A 15,815-nucleotide genomic window follows, 5' to 3' on the forward strand; every position below is an offset into this window, starting at 1 on the left:
ACTTTTTGATTTAGCTCTTCTGATGGACTATAAAAATCTTCAACAATATCTTGAGTCAAAACCATTTTCTACCAACGACTTTCCGTTCGGACCGGACGTTCATGTATTTAGAGTTGGCGGAAAAATGTTTGCGTTAATTTCATTAAAAGAAACACCTTTAAGAGTTAACCTGAAATGTGATCCTGACGAAGCAGCCGCCCTACGTGATATTTTTAAATCTGTTATTCCTGGCTACCACATGAACAAACAACATTGGAATACCGTAATATTAGACGGCGATGTTCCGGTTGGAGAGTTAGAAAGAATGATAGATAACTCTTACAAACTTATTTATCAATCACTTCCGAAGTCAAAAATCGAATCTCTTGAAAAAAGCTGAGGTAATAATTTTTACTTTTCTTCTACTAGAATTAATTGTTAAATACAAGACAGTTTGAGAGTCAAGCAAAGTAATCGCCGCGGAACTATGATATGAATGAACTTATAATAGCAGGGGAATCTATATTACCTGGCGAAAAACGACAAATTCAACTCCCTGTCGCCAAACTCTACACCGATACAGAGATTTCAATTCCAATTTTTGTTGCTCGCTCGAAAAAACCGGGACCTGTATTAATGATAAGTGCGGCAATTCATGGTGATGAATTGAATGGTATCGAAATCATCAAACGTCTTATTAGTAAGAAGCTTGTATTAAAAAAGGGTACACTAATCGCTGTACCTATGGTTAACGTATACGGCGTACTAAATCAAAATCGATATATGCCTGACAGACGGGATCTAAATCGCTCTTTCCCCGGGACAAAAAAAGGTTCTCTCGCAGGAAGAGTAGCTAATCTTTTTCTTGAAGAAGTAGTTTCAAAATGCGACTACGGTATCGATATTCATACCGGGGCTATTCATCGAAGTAACTTGCCTCAAATTAGAGCCGATCTGGACGATGAAGAGACTCTGGAGCTAGCGAAAGCATTTGGAGCACCGGTTATACTAAATGCAAATTTAAGAGATGGCTCTCTGCGCAATGCAGCGAAAGAAATTGGGACTAAAATTCTTTTATATGAAGCAGGGGAGGCGCTCCGTTTCGATGAGCTATCGATAAGAATCGGAATTAAGGGCATCAAGCAGGTTTTAAAACACTTGGGAATGTCTAAGTCTAATCGAGTAAAGAAAGTAATCGAACCATTTCGAGCTGATAAGAGCCTCTGGGTCAGAGCTACCGATAGCGGTATTATCAACCATCTTTTTCAGCTTGGCGATCATGTTAGAAAAGGGCAGGTAATCGCAGAGATCCATGATCCTTTCGGCCAGCAAATTGACGTTATTAAAGCTGCTTTATCCGGGGTGATAATCGGAAAACAAAATATTCCCCTGGCACAGGAAGGTGAAGCAATATATCACATTGCATACTTTAATGATCCGGATGATGTCGTTAGCCATATCGAGCAACTGCAAGAAGAACATTTTCCAGAAGAAATGAATGACTAAAAACTGACTAATCCTGATTACTGTGTAAAAACCTGATTACTATGTAAAAACCTGATTACTGTGTAAAAACCAGATTTCTCCTTAATCATCCCCGGCTTACATTAATAATAAAGAGCCAAGACCCAGAAAAGCGACAAAGCCGACTATGTCGGTTACAGTTGTCAAAATAACCGAACCAGATAATGCAGGGTCCAACTTCAATTTATCTAATGCAGCAGGAACAAAGACACCAGATAGAGCCGCTGCTGAAATATTTATTAATATAGCGCATGCGATAACCGCACCAATCATATAGCTATCGAACCAAAAATAGGCTGTAATACCAATTACAATGGCCCAGACGACACCATTTAATGCACCAACGCTCAATTCCTTCTTTAGTAAAGGGTAAAAGTTTGATTTACTAACTTGCCCCAATGCTAATCCTCGAATAATAAGCGTCAGAGTTTGTGATCCTGCAATACCTCCCATACTCGCAACAACAGGCATGAGAACCGCCAGGGCCACGACTTCCTGTAAAGTAGCTTCAAATAAGCCAATAAACCAGGAAGCTAGAAATGCTGTGATCAAATTAATCCCTAACCAAATCATCCTGCTCTTGGCACTCTTAATTACCGGTGCAAATAAGTCTTCATTTTCATCTAAACCTGCGCTCGCCATAAGTTTTGATTCGTAATCCTGATTAACAATTTCGCAGGCAGTATAAATATTTATACGCCCCAAAAACTGATTATTTTCACTCACAACCGGCAATGCTGACACTCTTGCAACTTGTACCCGCTGGGCGGCCTTATACGCATCTTCTTCACCATTTAATGACTCTATTTCTTTATCTACCAGGTCTGCTATTGATATATGTTCCAACGCTCTGATAACTTCCTTAACTTCGACAACTCCTGTTAAATGGCCGGATCGGCTTACCAGATAAATAAGGTCAGAAAAATCAGGCGTTTCTCTACGCAATATACGAAGTGCATCTCTAACTTTTGCATTAGGTGGTAATAGTAGTACATTGTGATCGACCCAGTGACCGGCAGATTTATTGTCATATTGCTGTGCGCCTTCAAAATATTTCTGCTGCTGCTGGTCCATCGCATTAAAAGCCCGTTCTACTAATCGACCAGGCATTGATTCCGATAATTCAACCAGCTTTTCTGCGTTAATATCACGAAATATTCCGTCAAGCGACTCAAGGCTCATACTATCAATTATAGCTTCCCTTGGATCGCCTCTCATCACGAGAAGTATTTCGAGCTGTTGTCCGGTTTCGATATTATTCCAGCATTCTAGCCGCTGTTCTAATGGAAGAGATTCTAAAAAAAGTGCGATCTCTTCAGGATCGTAAACGGAAACGATAGCTTCCACCTTGTCAGCTAGATTCTCTGAGTCTGTTTCGGCGTAATCTTCAATAAGGTCTTGTAGATCTTGGCTCATCTTTCGGCGCCTTTATTTTTATTTCTTAATAGTTGGTGACGATTAATACTATTTATCGGTGAAGCAGGGGAGTTAGCCTGGTTACAAAAGATGCTAAATCCGTTTATGATGATGCTTGCCCACTGCGTTTTGATTTTAATAATCATACAGCGAGACCGCCTCTTCATAAACTAAATTTCGTCTATAATTAAAAGCCATCCAGTCTATTTTAAAGACTTCATAACAAACATAGTTACGTAACAACCAATCGACTCTGAGCCTGGAGGTAAAATGAAAAAAAATAATCAGCCTTTTACCCCCCTTAAAGCACTTGTTGTTAATCTTTCAAAAATGATAAAGGGGAAGTTGTGGTTAAAAGTACTGTTATCCCTTCTTGCCGGGATCATCGTGGGGGTTATACTTGGACCCGACGTTAACCTTGTGTCTTCATCTACTGTAAAAGTCATTACTGCTTGGCTAGCGTTACCCGGACAGATCTTTCTTGCAATTATTCAAATGATTGTAGTACCACTTGTCCTTGCTTCAGTTGTGAGGGGACTTGCATCGAACAGGAATATTTCGTCTCTTAGAAAAAATGGGGTTATCGCATTAATATTCATTTTTATTTCTACCGCTTTGGCTGCAGTTATAGGTATTAGTTTAGCCCTCTATATCCAACCTGGAGAGTTAGTCGATGCTTCTTTTCTTATGGATAGCAGCTTAGCTACTGTCAGTGAAAGTGTAGCCAAAGGATTTCCTGAAGCATCGGAACTCCCGGCAAAAGTTTCCGCGATAATTCCTAAAAACCCATTGGCATCGATGGCTTCAGGAGAGATGTTACAGGTAATTTTATTTGCAATAGTTCTCGGTGCGGCCCTGATTTCAATTCCTGAAGAACAATCAAGACCACTTTTTGATCTCCTCGGAGCTTTACAGGAAGTCGCATTAAGAATTGTATCATGGGCGATGATTTTGGCTCCGCTTGCAGTATTTGGCTTAATAACTCGTCTAGTCGCGAATCTGGGCCTAGAAGTACTCATTGGAATGGGAGTGTACGTATTAACCGTAGTTTTAGGACTTTTGTTGATCGCCATAATCTACCTGGTTACCGCAAGAATCACTTTAAACCAAGATTTTACAAGCTTTTTGAAGAGTATACGCGAGCTGCTATTGCTGGCATTTTCCACCAGTAGTTCGGCAGCCGTAATGCCTTTATCTCTTCAAATAGTCGAAGATAAGTTGCACATCAAAACAGAAATCGCCAGACTTCTAATTCCACTTGGAGCGACTATCAACATGACAGGAACAGCACTTTATCAGGGAATAGCGACAGTTTTCCTGGCCCAGGTTTTTGACGTTAATCTGGATATTTCCAGCTTTCTATTTATAGTAACCATGGCAGTAGCAGCCTCAATAGGATCTCCGGCAACACCAGGCGCCGGAATAATAATATTAAGTATGGTGCTTGAGGGTGTTGGCATTCCCGCTGCCGGTATTGCTTTAATACTCGGAGTCGACAGGATTCTTGACATGTGCCGAACTTCAGTCAATGTATTAGGTGATGTTGTTGCATGTTCTACGGTGAGTTACTTCACAAGAGGTAAGAATTAATACCACCTGATCTTCAAATTTCTATAGATAGCCGGAAGCTACTGATAAGGGTACAGTTAACCAAACACTTTATTTAACATAATATACATTATGCGCACACATATATTCTAATTGATTGATTTATAAGGTCTATATCAAGTCAAAGCCATTGGGTGTGTTTTACTAATAAATTTTCTGCACTATTTTTCTATACACATGAATTACCGAGATATATTCACAGTCTCTAAAAATCTTAGTACCGTTTCATTGAAAATTTTCGGACTTGACCTAGGCATGTAATGATCTGTATTTGGCAGTATAGCTAATTGCGACTCTTTTATAGCCTCACTTATTTTTACAGTATGTGAGGTTTTTATTTGGTCTTTGTCTCCAGCAATGATCAGTGTTGGCGCTTTGATTGTAGACAGGTCCTCAAATTTCAATTGGGGATAATGAATCATCATACGAATTAATTCACTTCCTATACTATATTTTTTTGTTTTCTTTGTATCTTCCTTGGCAACAATTTCTTTTAAACCATCTAAGTCAACTAGTCCTTCGGGAAAAACATTAGCTGCCATAGATACCAAGCTTTTTACTTTTTCCGGATACTTCATAGCGAGAATTAACCCTATAATGCCACCGTCAGACCATCCAACAATATGGGCGCTTTCTATGCCAATTTTATCTAAGAATAATTTTGTGTCCTTGGCTTGTAATGTGTATGTAAGCTGCTCACTTTCGTTGATGCTTGAATTTCCTCTACCACGAGAATCCAGTGCTATTACTCTGTACTTTTTTGAAAATATATCAATTTGGTTTATAAATGCACTAATCGACTGTCCATTGCCGTGGATTAATAGTAGAGGTTCACCCTCTCCATACTCTTCGTAATATAGCCGTACACCATTTACTTTGACATACTTTCCATTCTTCATGTTACCCGGGATCGAGTCTGCTTGAATTCTTAGCGAGAAGTTACCTTTATAAGGGTTTTCAGAAGAGTAAGATATTTTGAAATTGCTCGTTGTGAACTTGCGTTTTACAATTCCTTCGTTCCAGCCTTCTTCATTTTTTGAGCCCTCAAAGCCTTCATTTTTAATCTCAACAGGTACTAGCTGACCTGAATCATTCTCGATTTTAAGCTCGAAATCATCAAAGAAATAGTCCCCATTGTTAAAACATAGTGCCCCGAAATTCAGTGTAGAAGACTCTTCCTGAATAACGCCTTCGATCTTAAAGTGCTTCCAGTCTTCGTCAACCTTTCCATATCCCGCATCATTCTTGAAGAAGTTATAGCCATCATTTTTGTCGATCCTAACCCAAAGGCTAGCTTTCGATGCTGGACTAACCTTTCTCATTCTTATTGCAGCAGATACCGCAAATCTCTTACCTATATATTGCTTAACATTTACGCTTTGTGCGTAAGATGTCCAATCTTGCTTCACTTCCTTTCCGTGAAGAATAGTTGATGTTAATACACCGATAAATATGAGTATAAATCGTTTCATCCTACGCCCTAGTGATTGATGTTTTAAACTTGGCCTTCATTCTTTTCCTTCAGACTCATCGTCTTTCCACTTTGTATTCTTTGCTTATTCAAAATCTAAATGTTCAGGCTTGAATCCGTCCATTATATTACCGAGTTCAAGACTTAATCTTATATGAGGTATTTCCAGACTAACTTTCACCCTGAAACACTTCGTAAGTTAAGCGTTTCATGTTAAGAGTTATATTAAATCAGTTCAATTGGATTTATGAAGCTATAGCTTTACGAAATATTTAAGCCGCAGAATATGTCATCAAGGCATTATTTAAAGATCTTAATAGCTTCAGTAATTCCGCCTTGATGAATATTGAGTTTAAATGTTTTACCCTCATCATTTTGTACGAACTCGAAAAACGCCGGAGCAACTCTTAAGTCGTAAGTTTTCTCGCTTTGCGGAAATAAATCAAACACGCCTAGCCCTTGAATATCTCCTTTCAGTCTGCCACCCACAGCTCGAATCTTTATCGATGTATTTGGTGACTTGTATTCTCCAGCGTAATCTTCCAGGACTTTTTGTGTAATCGGTGCTTTTAGAATCTTTATGTTGTAGAGGTATATTTCTGGCTTGTAGCTGCCATTATTTTTGCTACTAGAAAGTCTATAAGCATCTTTATAAGCAGATATGGCTTCATTAATTTGACCATTAAGCTCATAAGACTGAGCTAAGATTTGGAAGTTATAGTGGTTTTTTGGGTAGTGATTTACCAAAAATCCACTAACAGAGAGTGCGCTCTTATAATCTTGACGGGTTAGAAGATCGTTTGCTAAAAAGGCGTAGCTTTCTTCTTTTTGCTTCGCGGCAGTTCCATACTTTTCAGTCATTAGTTTCTCATGTTTTTCAAATTTTTCAATTGAAAAGTCTTCAATTTTTATATCTGATAAATGCATATCTTGAAATATATGAGCAAGACCATGGTAATTGCCAAGCAATGGAACAGACATATGACCTTCGCCTTCTAATATTGCATGCTTAACAATTTTTTGTTCTTTCGCTTTAGCAGGAAGAGCATCGTAGAAAGACTTGAGCTCATTTTTCATTCCAACGCCCTCCTCACTACCAATTGAAAAATATACTGAAGAGTCAAAATTAGAGTCTAGCTTGAACCGTTTGCTGGCTTCTCTAATACACCAATTATTATTCCACCAAAAAGCAGGACTATTTATGATATAAGCGTCAAAATCACCAGGATATTTAATTAATGAAAAGCCGGCAAAAAGTCCACCTAGCGAATGACCCTGGAGTACCTTAAAATCATGAGTTCTATATTTTTTTTCAATTACCGGCATTAATTCACTAGTAATAAAATCGTGAAAACTAACAGCTCCACGCTTTATCAAGTTCTCTTCATTATCAAAAAGTGGCTTGAAGTCATAGTCTCGGTTGTCACTTTCTATGCCAACAGCAATTATAGGTGGTACCTTGCCGGAACGAATTAGCACATCCAGAGCGCCTGAAATATGCCGAAAATTCTGATTCGCATCCAAATAATACATTACAGGATATTCATGTAGAGAGTCATTATAACCTAATGGCAAAGTCACTTTTATCGATAAGCTTTTCTGTAAGATATTAGATTTAACTTCTAAATTTTCTACAAACGGACTTTCCTCGGATGTCTGCACACTCAGCGACCAAAACATGCACAAAGATAATATCACTCTAATCATTTCACTATTCCTTACAAAACTAATAAGTCTCTAAAAATTCATAAATAGTTTGGGTCTTTAGCTGATTTTTACTTTATCTTGAATTAGATAAGACAGGGTGGATGCAATTACTTGGCGTAAAAAGCGGAGTTCACCTTAATAATCTTTTAATATCAGCAAGTTAGAGCTCATTGGTAATTCCAATGTTTGAGTGGCAAAAATTCTATTTTTATATCTAATAGCTTAGTATTTCATTTAAATACTAGCAACAGGTTAACGAATCCAGAATAGCTACAACGATTAGGCTGATGCTCCCCACTTAGCAATCAGTTCCAGTAATGAGTCAAATTCGACAGGCTTTTGATAATAATCATTCATACCGAGACTTAATAATTCGTCTTTTTCAGCTTCAGATGCTGCCGTTAACGCAATAATTGGCGTTGTAATGCCTATATTGCGAATTTCCTGAGTCGCTCTAACCCCATCCCATTCAGGCATTTGATAATCCATTAGAATGACGTCAAAAGGCTGAGTGGAAGCCAAAGTAAATGCAGACTTGCCATCGGTAGCCGTTGCTACTATAGCACCTTCCATTTCAAGAATATCTTCCAACATCCCTAAAGTCATATTCTCATCGTCAACAGCTAACACATTTAAGCCTTTTAGCACTTGCTCAGCAGGCTCACTTATCTCATTAAATGCAGACATATTTCATCCTTAATCAGAGATTCTCCGACATCTTTGAACGCTATGAATCCTTGGAATAATTCACCTAGAAGTTTAGAACGCAGTCGCAATTAATTCCAATAATTGCAAAACAAAGTGCTTTAATAAAATTATCGGATATTTCAATAAACTTTATTACATTTAAATACTATAAAAAATCAAGCCACCAGGTTTACTGAAAATCTGGTGCCATTATCTATCGGCGCGTAGGTTAAACTGCCGCCCATATTTTTATCAACTATGGTTTTAGAAATATAGAGTCCCATTCCTGTGCCGTTGCCATGGCTTTTTGTTGTAAAGTAGGGTTCAAATATTCTGTTTGCAACAAGCTCCGGGATCCCGCCAGCATTATCTTCGATGACGACTAAACCTTGCCGGGACAGTATATCTATTCTGCGCTCTTCGATATTATTCTCGATAAATGCGTCTTTCGCGTTTGAAATAAGATTTAAAATTACCTGCTGAAACTCAGAGTAATATCCATTCAACTGAAAATTATCTGCGTCCAAATTTACCAATATTTTATGTCGAGCCAGCTGAGCTCTCTGCATTGATATTACACTTTGTATTGCCTCGCTAATTTTAAAAAGTTCCTTTTCTTTATCAGTGCGAAAAAAATTTCTGAAATCGTCTATCGTCTTACTCATAAAATTAATTGTTTTTAGATTACTACTGACAAAATCATCAATATAGGCCTCATCAACTTTTTGATGCTTATACATATACTTTACTTTTTGAATTCTTATGGCGATTTCATTGATAGGTTGACGCCATTGATGTGCAATTGCACCGATCATTTCTCCCATCGACGCCAGCTTTGCCTGCTGGCTGATTAACTTGTCTTTTTTTTGGTGATCCTTAAAATTCGAATAGCTTTTCTTATCCAGACCAAATTGAACCATTTCTCTGATGTTTTCAAGCTCTTTGGAGGAAGTATCAACTGATTCTTCTAATCTTACTTGTATTACACACTGTTTACTGTCCTGACGATAAAAGAAGGCCCCCTTGCCAAAAATCGGGAATATTTTCTTAGCCATATTCTCTTCAAGCGAAAATTGGAGATATAAGTAATTTCCTTTCAGATAAAGCCGTATCTCCATATCAAAATCTCTGGCCACCTCTATTAGTACCGTAATCAATTTGCATTTCAATTTTTTTGATAAGTCCAAAAAATCAAATATATCGTTGAGTCTACGGTCGATTAATGGTGAGTAGTGTAAAGTTAAAAAACATTCACTTTTTATCAACTCATTATCTAAAGAAGAATTTTTCGAATAGTTTTTGAAGATAAAATCCAAGTCCTGAACTACCACTTTTTGAGCATTTTCCTGTTCGAGTCTGATACTTCTTCCAGATTCGGCTATTACCGGTTTTATGACTTTAATTGGCAATATTTCTTTGTTTTCTGATGGATAATTAATGACCGAATCAATAGTACCGGGCATAGAGTATTTAGCAAAAAGGCAGGCGGCATCGTCATTAGGCGTTCCATAGTCTTCAACAATCTTTTTAGCAATTAGTTTTTCATCGTCAATAGAAGTAAGGCTTGCAATGGCATTTTTTATTGCTGATTTCACACCATCAGTTGACAGAAAAATATAATCGTTATGCTTTAGCTTTGTGGCATTCGAGAGGATTGTGTCTGGAGGAAGCAAACCAAGCAAGCCCTCCTGTCTCTTTAACTGAATCACACTTTCATTTCGACAGATAATCAACTGGAGATTTCCAACACACTGGTAGCTAAGCATTGGAATATTTTTCTTAATACGACCTACAAATAATGCCAACCCTTGCTTTTTTAAACTTGGCAATTTAGATATCATGGAGAAAAGTCTGGTAATTGGCAGTGAGGCATTTTGAATTACCACGTCCTGAATTTCATCAGCTATCATACCGGCAATTCGTAGCCCATGCCCCCCTACATCGCCCACCACCAATAGATGATTTTCATTTTCTTCCACATGGATAATAAAATCTCCACAACCACTCTTTTGGTTAAACGGTTGACAAAATTGACCGACATGAAGCATTTATAGTTCCTTTACACAAGTTAATTTTGTTCCAGATGAAGAAGTCGTAATATCCAGATCATCACACATACGAATTAGTGATGGAATTCCAAGCCCAAGACTACCTGAACTACTATAACCATCTTGCATAGCAGCTTCAAAATCATTAACAAATCCGGGACCATTGTCTTCGGCAATAATCAGAAGGCTGTTTGGCAAGTCCACTGAAAGGGTAATCACCCCTTCTGATGAATATTTAATAATGTTATAGGCAAGCTCCGATATTATCGTTGTTATCTCAGTTGTCTTAATTTCATCATCAGTGATCGACTTAGCAAAGTGCTCTGCTCGACTAATAATTCCATCAATACTGATATTTTTATCAACTATTAAGTTCAAGTATGGCATTTCTAACATCTAACGCAGTAGAGAAGTAAATGTCGTCTACAAAAGTAAATATAATCGAAGCACTAACCGCATCGAATCCACAAACACAAACGCTAATACCACTAATCTCCAACACATCAATAAGCTTCTGCAATGCGTAAACATTTTCACTGGTGATATATTCGAAAGACTCGATATTGATAGCAGTCTTCGAGATACTTTCTTCCTTAATTCTTTTGCTGACAAGAAATCCGCAATTTGCTATCTCGAGATCATCTCTTTGTAGACCAATTACTGCTACATTGTCGATCACCACTACAGAGCTGTTAAGACTATTCATTAAATTGAACCAGCTTTAATCCAACTGCTTCATAAGCTTTCTGCATACCATCCTGTAACGTGCTGGTTGTATCAATATCGCGTACATCCACACCTAAGTTAACTATATTTTGTGAAATGATTGGCGAAATGCCGGTAATTATAGTTTTACATCCCATTAATTTAGTCGCTTTAGCAATTTTTATTAAGTGAGCGGCGACAGCACTATCCACGACCTTAATTCCAGCAATGTCCAGCACTACCACTCTTAAGGACATTGGTTTTATACTGTCAAGCACATCTTCCATTATCTTTTGTGACTTTACCGAATCAACTGCGCCCACCAAAGGAACCATTAGTACGCGCTCCGCAATTTTCAGCATCGGAAGGTCGAAGCGTGAGGATTCTATTTGGTCATACAGGCCATCGATTTCTTTTTGTTGCGATTGAATTTTATTAGTCTTATCAGAATCACCAGTAGTTTTCTTATTGCTCATAAAGAATTCCTTATCTAATGTTAGCCTTTTTAATTGGCTGGAGGGTGTGCTAGCTTAAGTAATAAATGAGATTTATCATTAAATGGGATTTAGTATTAAAAGTTTGTTTTAGTATAGAAGTGGTTATATAGATTTTCTACTTCGGAACATGCAATTTTTTTGACAGGGTTAATTAAAGTATCGTCTTTTGGCACAATCAAAAGCACGCATCTCCATTAGAGATTGTGACCTTATTGTGACTTTTCATATATTATCCTGTTAGCAGCATATTCAAGGTTTTATTATGATAGTACTGGTTGTTGAAGATGATATTGATCTATCCGAGTTGATCGCAGAATTTCTCGAGTCAGAGTCAATCGAATGTGACACCGCATTTAATGGTGTTATGGGATTAGAGCTTATCAGGCGAAATAGTTACGATGTCATAATTCTGGACTTAAACTTGCCTCGCCTTGATGGATTGTCGCTCTGTTCCGAATGTCGTAACAACGGGATTTCAACACCAATCCTGATGCTCACTGCGCGTGATACTATTGATGACAAAATCAAAGGGTTTGAAAGTGGTAGTGACGATTACCTTGTGAAGCCATTTGAGCTCAAGGAGCTTCTTGTTAGAGTAAAAGCACTCAGTCGGCGTTACATCAATCCGTCCAATCAGCTGACAGTAGACGATCTTTTTATTAATACAGCTACACATCAGGCCTTCAGAAATGAAAAACTCTTAACACTAAGTCCTAATGAATGGAAAGTACTAGAGTTCTTAATGCGCAATAGCCCCCGAGTAGTACCACGTAGTCAATTGGAAACTCTGATTTGGCCCGACGGAGAACCCTCTACCAATGCATTGAAAACCTTAATATACCGGCTACGCAAAATAATTGACAATAATAGTGACCGCCCTTTAATTCATACTATACGAGGAGCAGGTATTACTCTGAGGAGCAGTGATGAATCCAAAAACTAGTGTCATTCGCTACATTGGAATTAATACTGGTCTGTTGATCGTTTCACTAATAGCTGTTTACTCATTTACTATCAGCAGGGTTTATAACTGGGGAACCTTTGATACCACCCACTACTATATGAGCCTTGATGCAGAAAGGCTTGCAAAATACCTGGAAAAGCATGGAAAACTTCCTCAACCAATACTAGCTGATACAGACTACTATCTGGATTTTAGTGATATTCCACAAAACCTTGGCAAATTATTTCCACGAAAAAAGCATAAAGAAGGTGAGCTTCTGGTGCAGGAAGTTGATGGTTTGGTTGTTTATCTATTGCCTACACAGTCACCAATTGGCGATGAGTTTTTCTATATCGTTAATATTTACAATGAGTCGCTCGATAGCTATGAGGTTGAAATTGATATTCCAGAGCTATTGCTGATGCTTGCCATATTAATTTTACTTATCTTTGTTTTGTTAGTTCGAATGCTTGTAGTCGGTATAATCGCGCCAATTCGTTCCCTAACCCGGTGGGCAAACTCAATTCAGTCGAGCACAGAGCAAAACTATATGGTCGCCCTACCCAATTTAAAGTTTTCTGAGTTGACGATTGTGGCCGAGCGTCTAGAATCTGCAATTGTAACTATAAAAAAACTAACCAAAAAAGAGGTTAACTTTCTACAATCATTAAGTCACGAATTACGTACACCAATTACTGTAATCAATGCTGCTCTTGAACTCATAAAAATGAACGGAGATTTCATCAACGAAAAACAGCAAGGTTGGCTCGAAAAAATTCAAAATGCCAGCAACAATATGCTTTCTACAAACGAGTGTTTATTATGGTTATGGAAACGTAAAAAAGTAATAATGAATAAAGAAAGTATTCTTATCTCACGATTAATAGAAGAATGTATCAGCAAGAACAAATACCTGTTAAGAGGGAAATCAGTAGACATATCGCTCGAAATACAGCCTGAGCTCACTTTCACAGCAGAACAAAAACTATTATTTATGGTTACAAACAATCTGATTCGTAATGCCTTTCAATACACCGCGGATGGTACTATCGAGATTAGAGCATCATCTGAAATGCTTGAAATCATCAATCCATCCCCCAACTCAAGCCAAACCCGGAATAACGAATCGATTGACTTCAACTTCGACCATGGTTACGGAGTTGGTCTGTTTCTTGTCAACGAAATCTGTACTCAGCAACACTGGTCTTTTGATTTGACCAGCGACGATAAGCTTTTTCGCGCATCTTTAAAAGTCCGGTGCTAGCCCGTTAACCCAGGTAAGGATTCATTTTTTGATAAGAACAGCATATTCAGTTTTTTACTTGTGACCATTCTGTTACTTTGAGGATGTTAGTCTCTATTCATAATAATACCATGCATAAGTACTAGAAGGTTTATATGAAAGAGAAGATCAAGTTTAGAAATAAACAAGAAAGAAAGCAGGCGATAAAAGCAAAATCCCTTACAACTATTTTTTTGGTCATTCTGTTAGCGGGACTTTCGGCTTGTAACAGTAAAGACAAGGAATCAGTAGCTGATAACCTACAATCTGACAACCTTTCGCAATCGGAAGAAATAATCCTATACAAAAACGGTAGTATCTATACGGTTAATAAAAATCAGCCTTGGGCAGAGGCTCTGGTCATTAAGGACGGCATCATTCGTTTTGTAGGTAGTAGCAATGACGCTATTAAATTTGAGGAAAAAGCAAAAAAAGTAGTCGATCTAAAAGGCAAAATGATTTTGCCAGGGCTGCATGATGTTCATATTCATCCTCTTGAATCAGGTTCCAACAATACCCATTTTGAACTTAGTCCTCTGGAATCCAATGCTGAAAATTTTATTCCGACTATCAGAAAGGCGGCACGCGATTACCCCGGACAGAATTGGTTAATTGGTTACGGACATGACCTTTATACCCTGCTTGATTCCCAAAGATCTCCACTAGATATTCTCGACCAGGCAGTACCAAATCGTCCCGTAATCATAATGGAGCAAACCTCTCACTCTATGTGGGTAAACTCAAAAGCGTTGGAAGTCATCGGCTTCAGTAAAGCAACTGCCGATCCCGTTGGCGGGGTCATTATGAAGAATGATTCAAACGGAGAGCCAAACGGCATTTTAATCGATAATGCCGGCAACCTGGCAATGGATATAGCTATGGCTCCGACTGAAGAAACGCTACAAAACGACTATAAGGGATTAGTCCACTATACACTACCAGCGTTAGCTCAAGTGGGTATTACCTCTATTGCGGACGCCAGAGCATATTGGAAAAGAAAGCATCACGAAACATGGAAAAAAGTCGAGCAGGATGGATATTTAACAGCCAGGGTAGTATTAGGCTTGTGGGCCTACCCAGAACATGATGATGAAGTTCAAATCAATATGTTTAAATCCTTATTATCAAATGATAAAGATAAGCTTTTAAAAATTAATCAAATCAAGCTGTATAGTGATGGTATACCATCTAACACAACGGCAGCACTGCATACCCCCTACCTGGTAGATTTTTTGGACATTCCCGGTAACCTGGGGCTGAATTATTTCTCTGAACAGAGAATTGAAAAATATATTCGAGCACTTGAACCATCTGGTTTTGATTTTCACATTCACGCTATTGGCGAGCGCGGAATATTTGAATCACTGAATGCAATCCAACGAGCAAGCCAGGGAAAAGGCCGACACCGCTTAACTCATGTTGAAATTGTTGATCCAAATGACTACTCGAGATTTGCTGAACTTAATGTTACTGTCGATGCTCAGGTCGCGGGAAACTTTACCCATCCCGAAAATTGGAATGAATATTCTGAACTTATCGGAGATACAAAGTCAGACAATATAGTTCCACTCCGAGATTTGAAAGATGCGGGCGCTCGAATAACTCTTAGTAGTGACTGGAGCGTTAGTCCTTTTAACCCTTTCATTGGCATGCAAAATGCTGTCACGCGCTTCCCTCAAAACCTGACACTTTCTGAAGCCATAGAGGCATATACGCTCAGCTCCGCCTATGTTTTACGACAGGAAAATAGTGTCGGTAGTATTGAAGTAGGAAAAAAAGCGGACTTGATTGTCATAGACCAAAACCTGTTCGAAATCAATCCAGATAGTATTGGCAAAACCAAAGTTCTGCAAACTTTACTCGACGGCAGAGAGATCTACAGGTCTAGTGATTTTTAATCATTAGACCTGTAGCTACTTTTTGGCTCGCCATAAATCAATGGTGATTT

Annotated in this window: 14 protein-coding genes; 6 read left to right on the forward strand and 8 right to left on the reverse strand. The window is 38.3% G+C overall.

Annotated features, from left to right (window positions below; genetic code table 11):
* The first annotated feature begins 22 nt into the window (after positions 1 to 22).
* On the forward strand, positions 23 to 379 hold the full coding sequence (locus tag IYN84_RS05155) for an MmcQ/YjbR family DNA-binding protein (protein ID WP_196138086.1): 357 nt from the start codon (positions 23 to 25) through the stop codon (positions 377 to 379).
* A gap of 92 nt (positions 380 to 471) precedes the next feature.
* Positions 472 to 1,485, forward strand: coding sequence for a succinylglutamate desuccinylase/aspartoacylase family protein (locus tag IYN84_RS05160; protein ID WP_196138087.1), 1,014 nt, complete (start codon positions 472 to 474; stop codon positions 1,483 to 1,485).
* Between the two features lie 96 nt (positions 1,486 to 1,581).
* On the opposite strand, the gene IYN84_RS05165 is transcribed toward IYN84_RS05160, so the two are convergent.
* Positions 1,582 to 2,919, reverse strand: coding sequence for a magnesium transporter (locus IYN84_RS05165; protein ID WP_196138088.1), 1,338 nt, complete (start codon positions 2,917 to 2,919; stop codon positions 1,582 to 1,584).
* 270 nt (positions 2,920 to 3,189) lie between these two features.
* On the opposite strand from IYN84_RS05165, the gene IYN84_RS05170 reads away from it, so the two are divergent.
* Positions 3,190 to 4,509 (forward strand): dicarboxylate/amino acid:cation symporter, encoded by a 1,320-nt coding sequence (locus tag IYN84_RS05170; RefSeq protein ID WP_196138089.1) that lies wholly within the window; start codon positions 3,190 to 3,192, stop codon positions 4,507 to 4,509.
* A 200-nt stretch (positions 4,510 to 4,709) separates the two neighbouring features.
* Here IYN84_RS05170 and IYN84_RS05175 read toward each other — a convergent pair whose 3' ends face one another.
* The 7 genes from IYN84_RS05175 to IYN84_RS05205 all read right to left on the reverse strand — a co-directional run bounded on the left by IYN84_RS05175 (position 4,710) and on the right by IYN84_RS05205 (position 11,621).
* Positions 4,710 to 5,999 carry an alpha/beta fold hydrolase gene (locus IYN84_RS05175; protein WP_196138090.1) on the reverse strand — a complete coding sequence of 430 codons (1,290 nt, stop codon included), beginning with the start codon at positions 5,997 to 5,999 and terminating at the stop codon, positions 4,710 to 4,712.
* 299 nt (positions 6,000 to 6,298) lie between these two features.
* Positions 6,299 to 7,705: an alpha/beta hydrolase-fold protein gene (locus IYN84_RS05180; protein WP_196138091.1), complete on the reverse strand. Its 1,407-nt coding sequence runs from the start codon at positions 7,703 to 7,705 to the stop codon at positions 6,299 to 6,301.
* A 279-nt stretch (positions 7,706 to 7,984) separates the two neighbouring features.
* Complete coding sequence (locus tag IYN84_RS05185) at positions 7,985 to 8,392, reverse strand: response regulator (RefSeq protein WP_196138092.1); 408 nt, start codon at positions 8,390 to 8,392, stop codon at positions 7,985 to 7,987.
* A 176-nt stretch (positions 8,393 to 8,568) separates the two neighbouring features.
* Complete coding sequence (locus IYN84_RS05190) at positions 8,569 to 10,440, reverse strand: ATP-binding protein (protein ID WP_196138093.1); 1,872 nt, start codon at positions 10,438 to 10,440, stop codon at positions 8,569 to 8,571.
* Positions 10,441 to 10,827 carry an ATP-binding protein gene (locus IYN84_RS05195; RefSeq protein ID WP_196138094.1) on the reverse strand — a complete coding sequence of 129 codons (387 nt, stop codon included), beginning with the start codon at positions 10,825 to 10,827 and terminating at the stop codon, positions 10,441 to 10,443.
* Complete coding sequence (locus IYN84_RS05200; protein ID WP_196138095.1) at positions 10,802 to 11,146, reverse strand: hypothetical protein; 345 nt, start codon at positions 11,144 to 11,146, stop codon at positions 10,802 to 10,804. The genes IYN84_RS05195 and IYN84_RS05200 overlap by 26 nt, the downstream gene beginning before the upstream one ends.
* The gene (locus tag IYN84_RS05205) at positions 11,139 to 11,621 is read right to left on the reverse strand and encodes an STAS domain-containing protein (protein ID WP_196138096.1); all 483 of its coding nucleotides are present in this window, start codon (positions 11,619 to 11,621) and stop codon (positions 11,139 to 11,141) included. Before IYN84_RS05205 ends, IYN84_RS05200 begins: the two co-directional genes overlap by 8 nt.
* Positions 11,622 to 11,904: 283 nt before the next feature.
* On the opposite strand from IYN84_RS05205, the gene IYN84_RS05210 reads away from it, so the two are divergent.
* The 3 genes from IYN84_RS05210 (at position 11,905) to IYN84_RS05220 (ending at position 15,765) form a co-directional block, all read left to right on the forward strand.
* Positions 11,905 to 12,585, forward strand: a complete 681-nt coding sequence (locus IYN84_RS05210) for a response regulator transcription factor (RefSeq protein WP_196138097.1) — start codon at positions 11,905 to 11,907, stop codon at positions 12,583 to 12,585.
* Complete coding sequence (locus tag IYN84_RS05215; RefSeq protein ID WP_196138098.1) at positions 12,569 to 13,849, forward strand: sensor histidine kinase KdpD; 1,281 nt, start codon at positions 12,569 to 12,571, stop codon at positions 13,847 to 13,849. The genes IYN84_RS05210 and IYN84_RS05215 overlap by 17 nt, the downstream gene beginning before the upstream one ends.
* Positions 13,850 to 13,983: 134 nt before the next feature.
* Entirely contained in the window at positions 13,984 to 15,765 is a 1,782-nt protein-coding gene (locus IYN84_RS05220; protein ID WP_196138099.1) for an amidohydrolase, read from the forward strand.
* Positions 15,766 to 15,815 lie beyond the last annotated feature (50 nt).

Source organism: Aliikangiella sp. G2MR2-5, assembly GCF_015687155.1.
Taxonomy (GTDB): domain Bacteria; phylum Pseudomonadota; class Gammaproteobacteria; order Enterobacterales; family Kangiellaceae; genus Aliikangiella.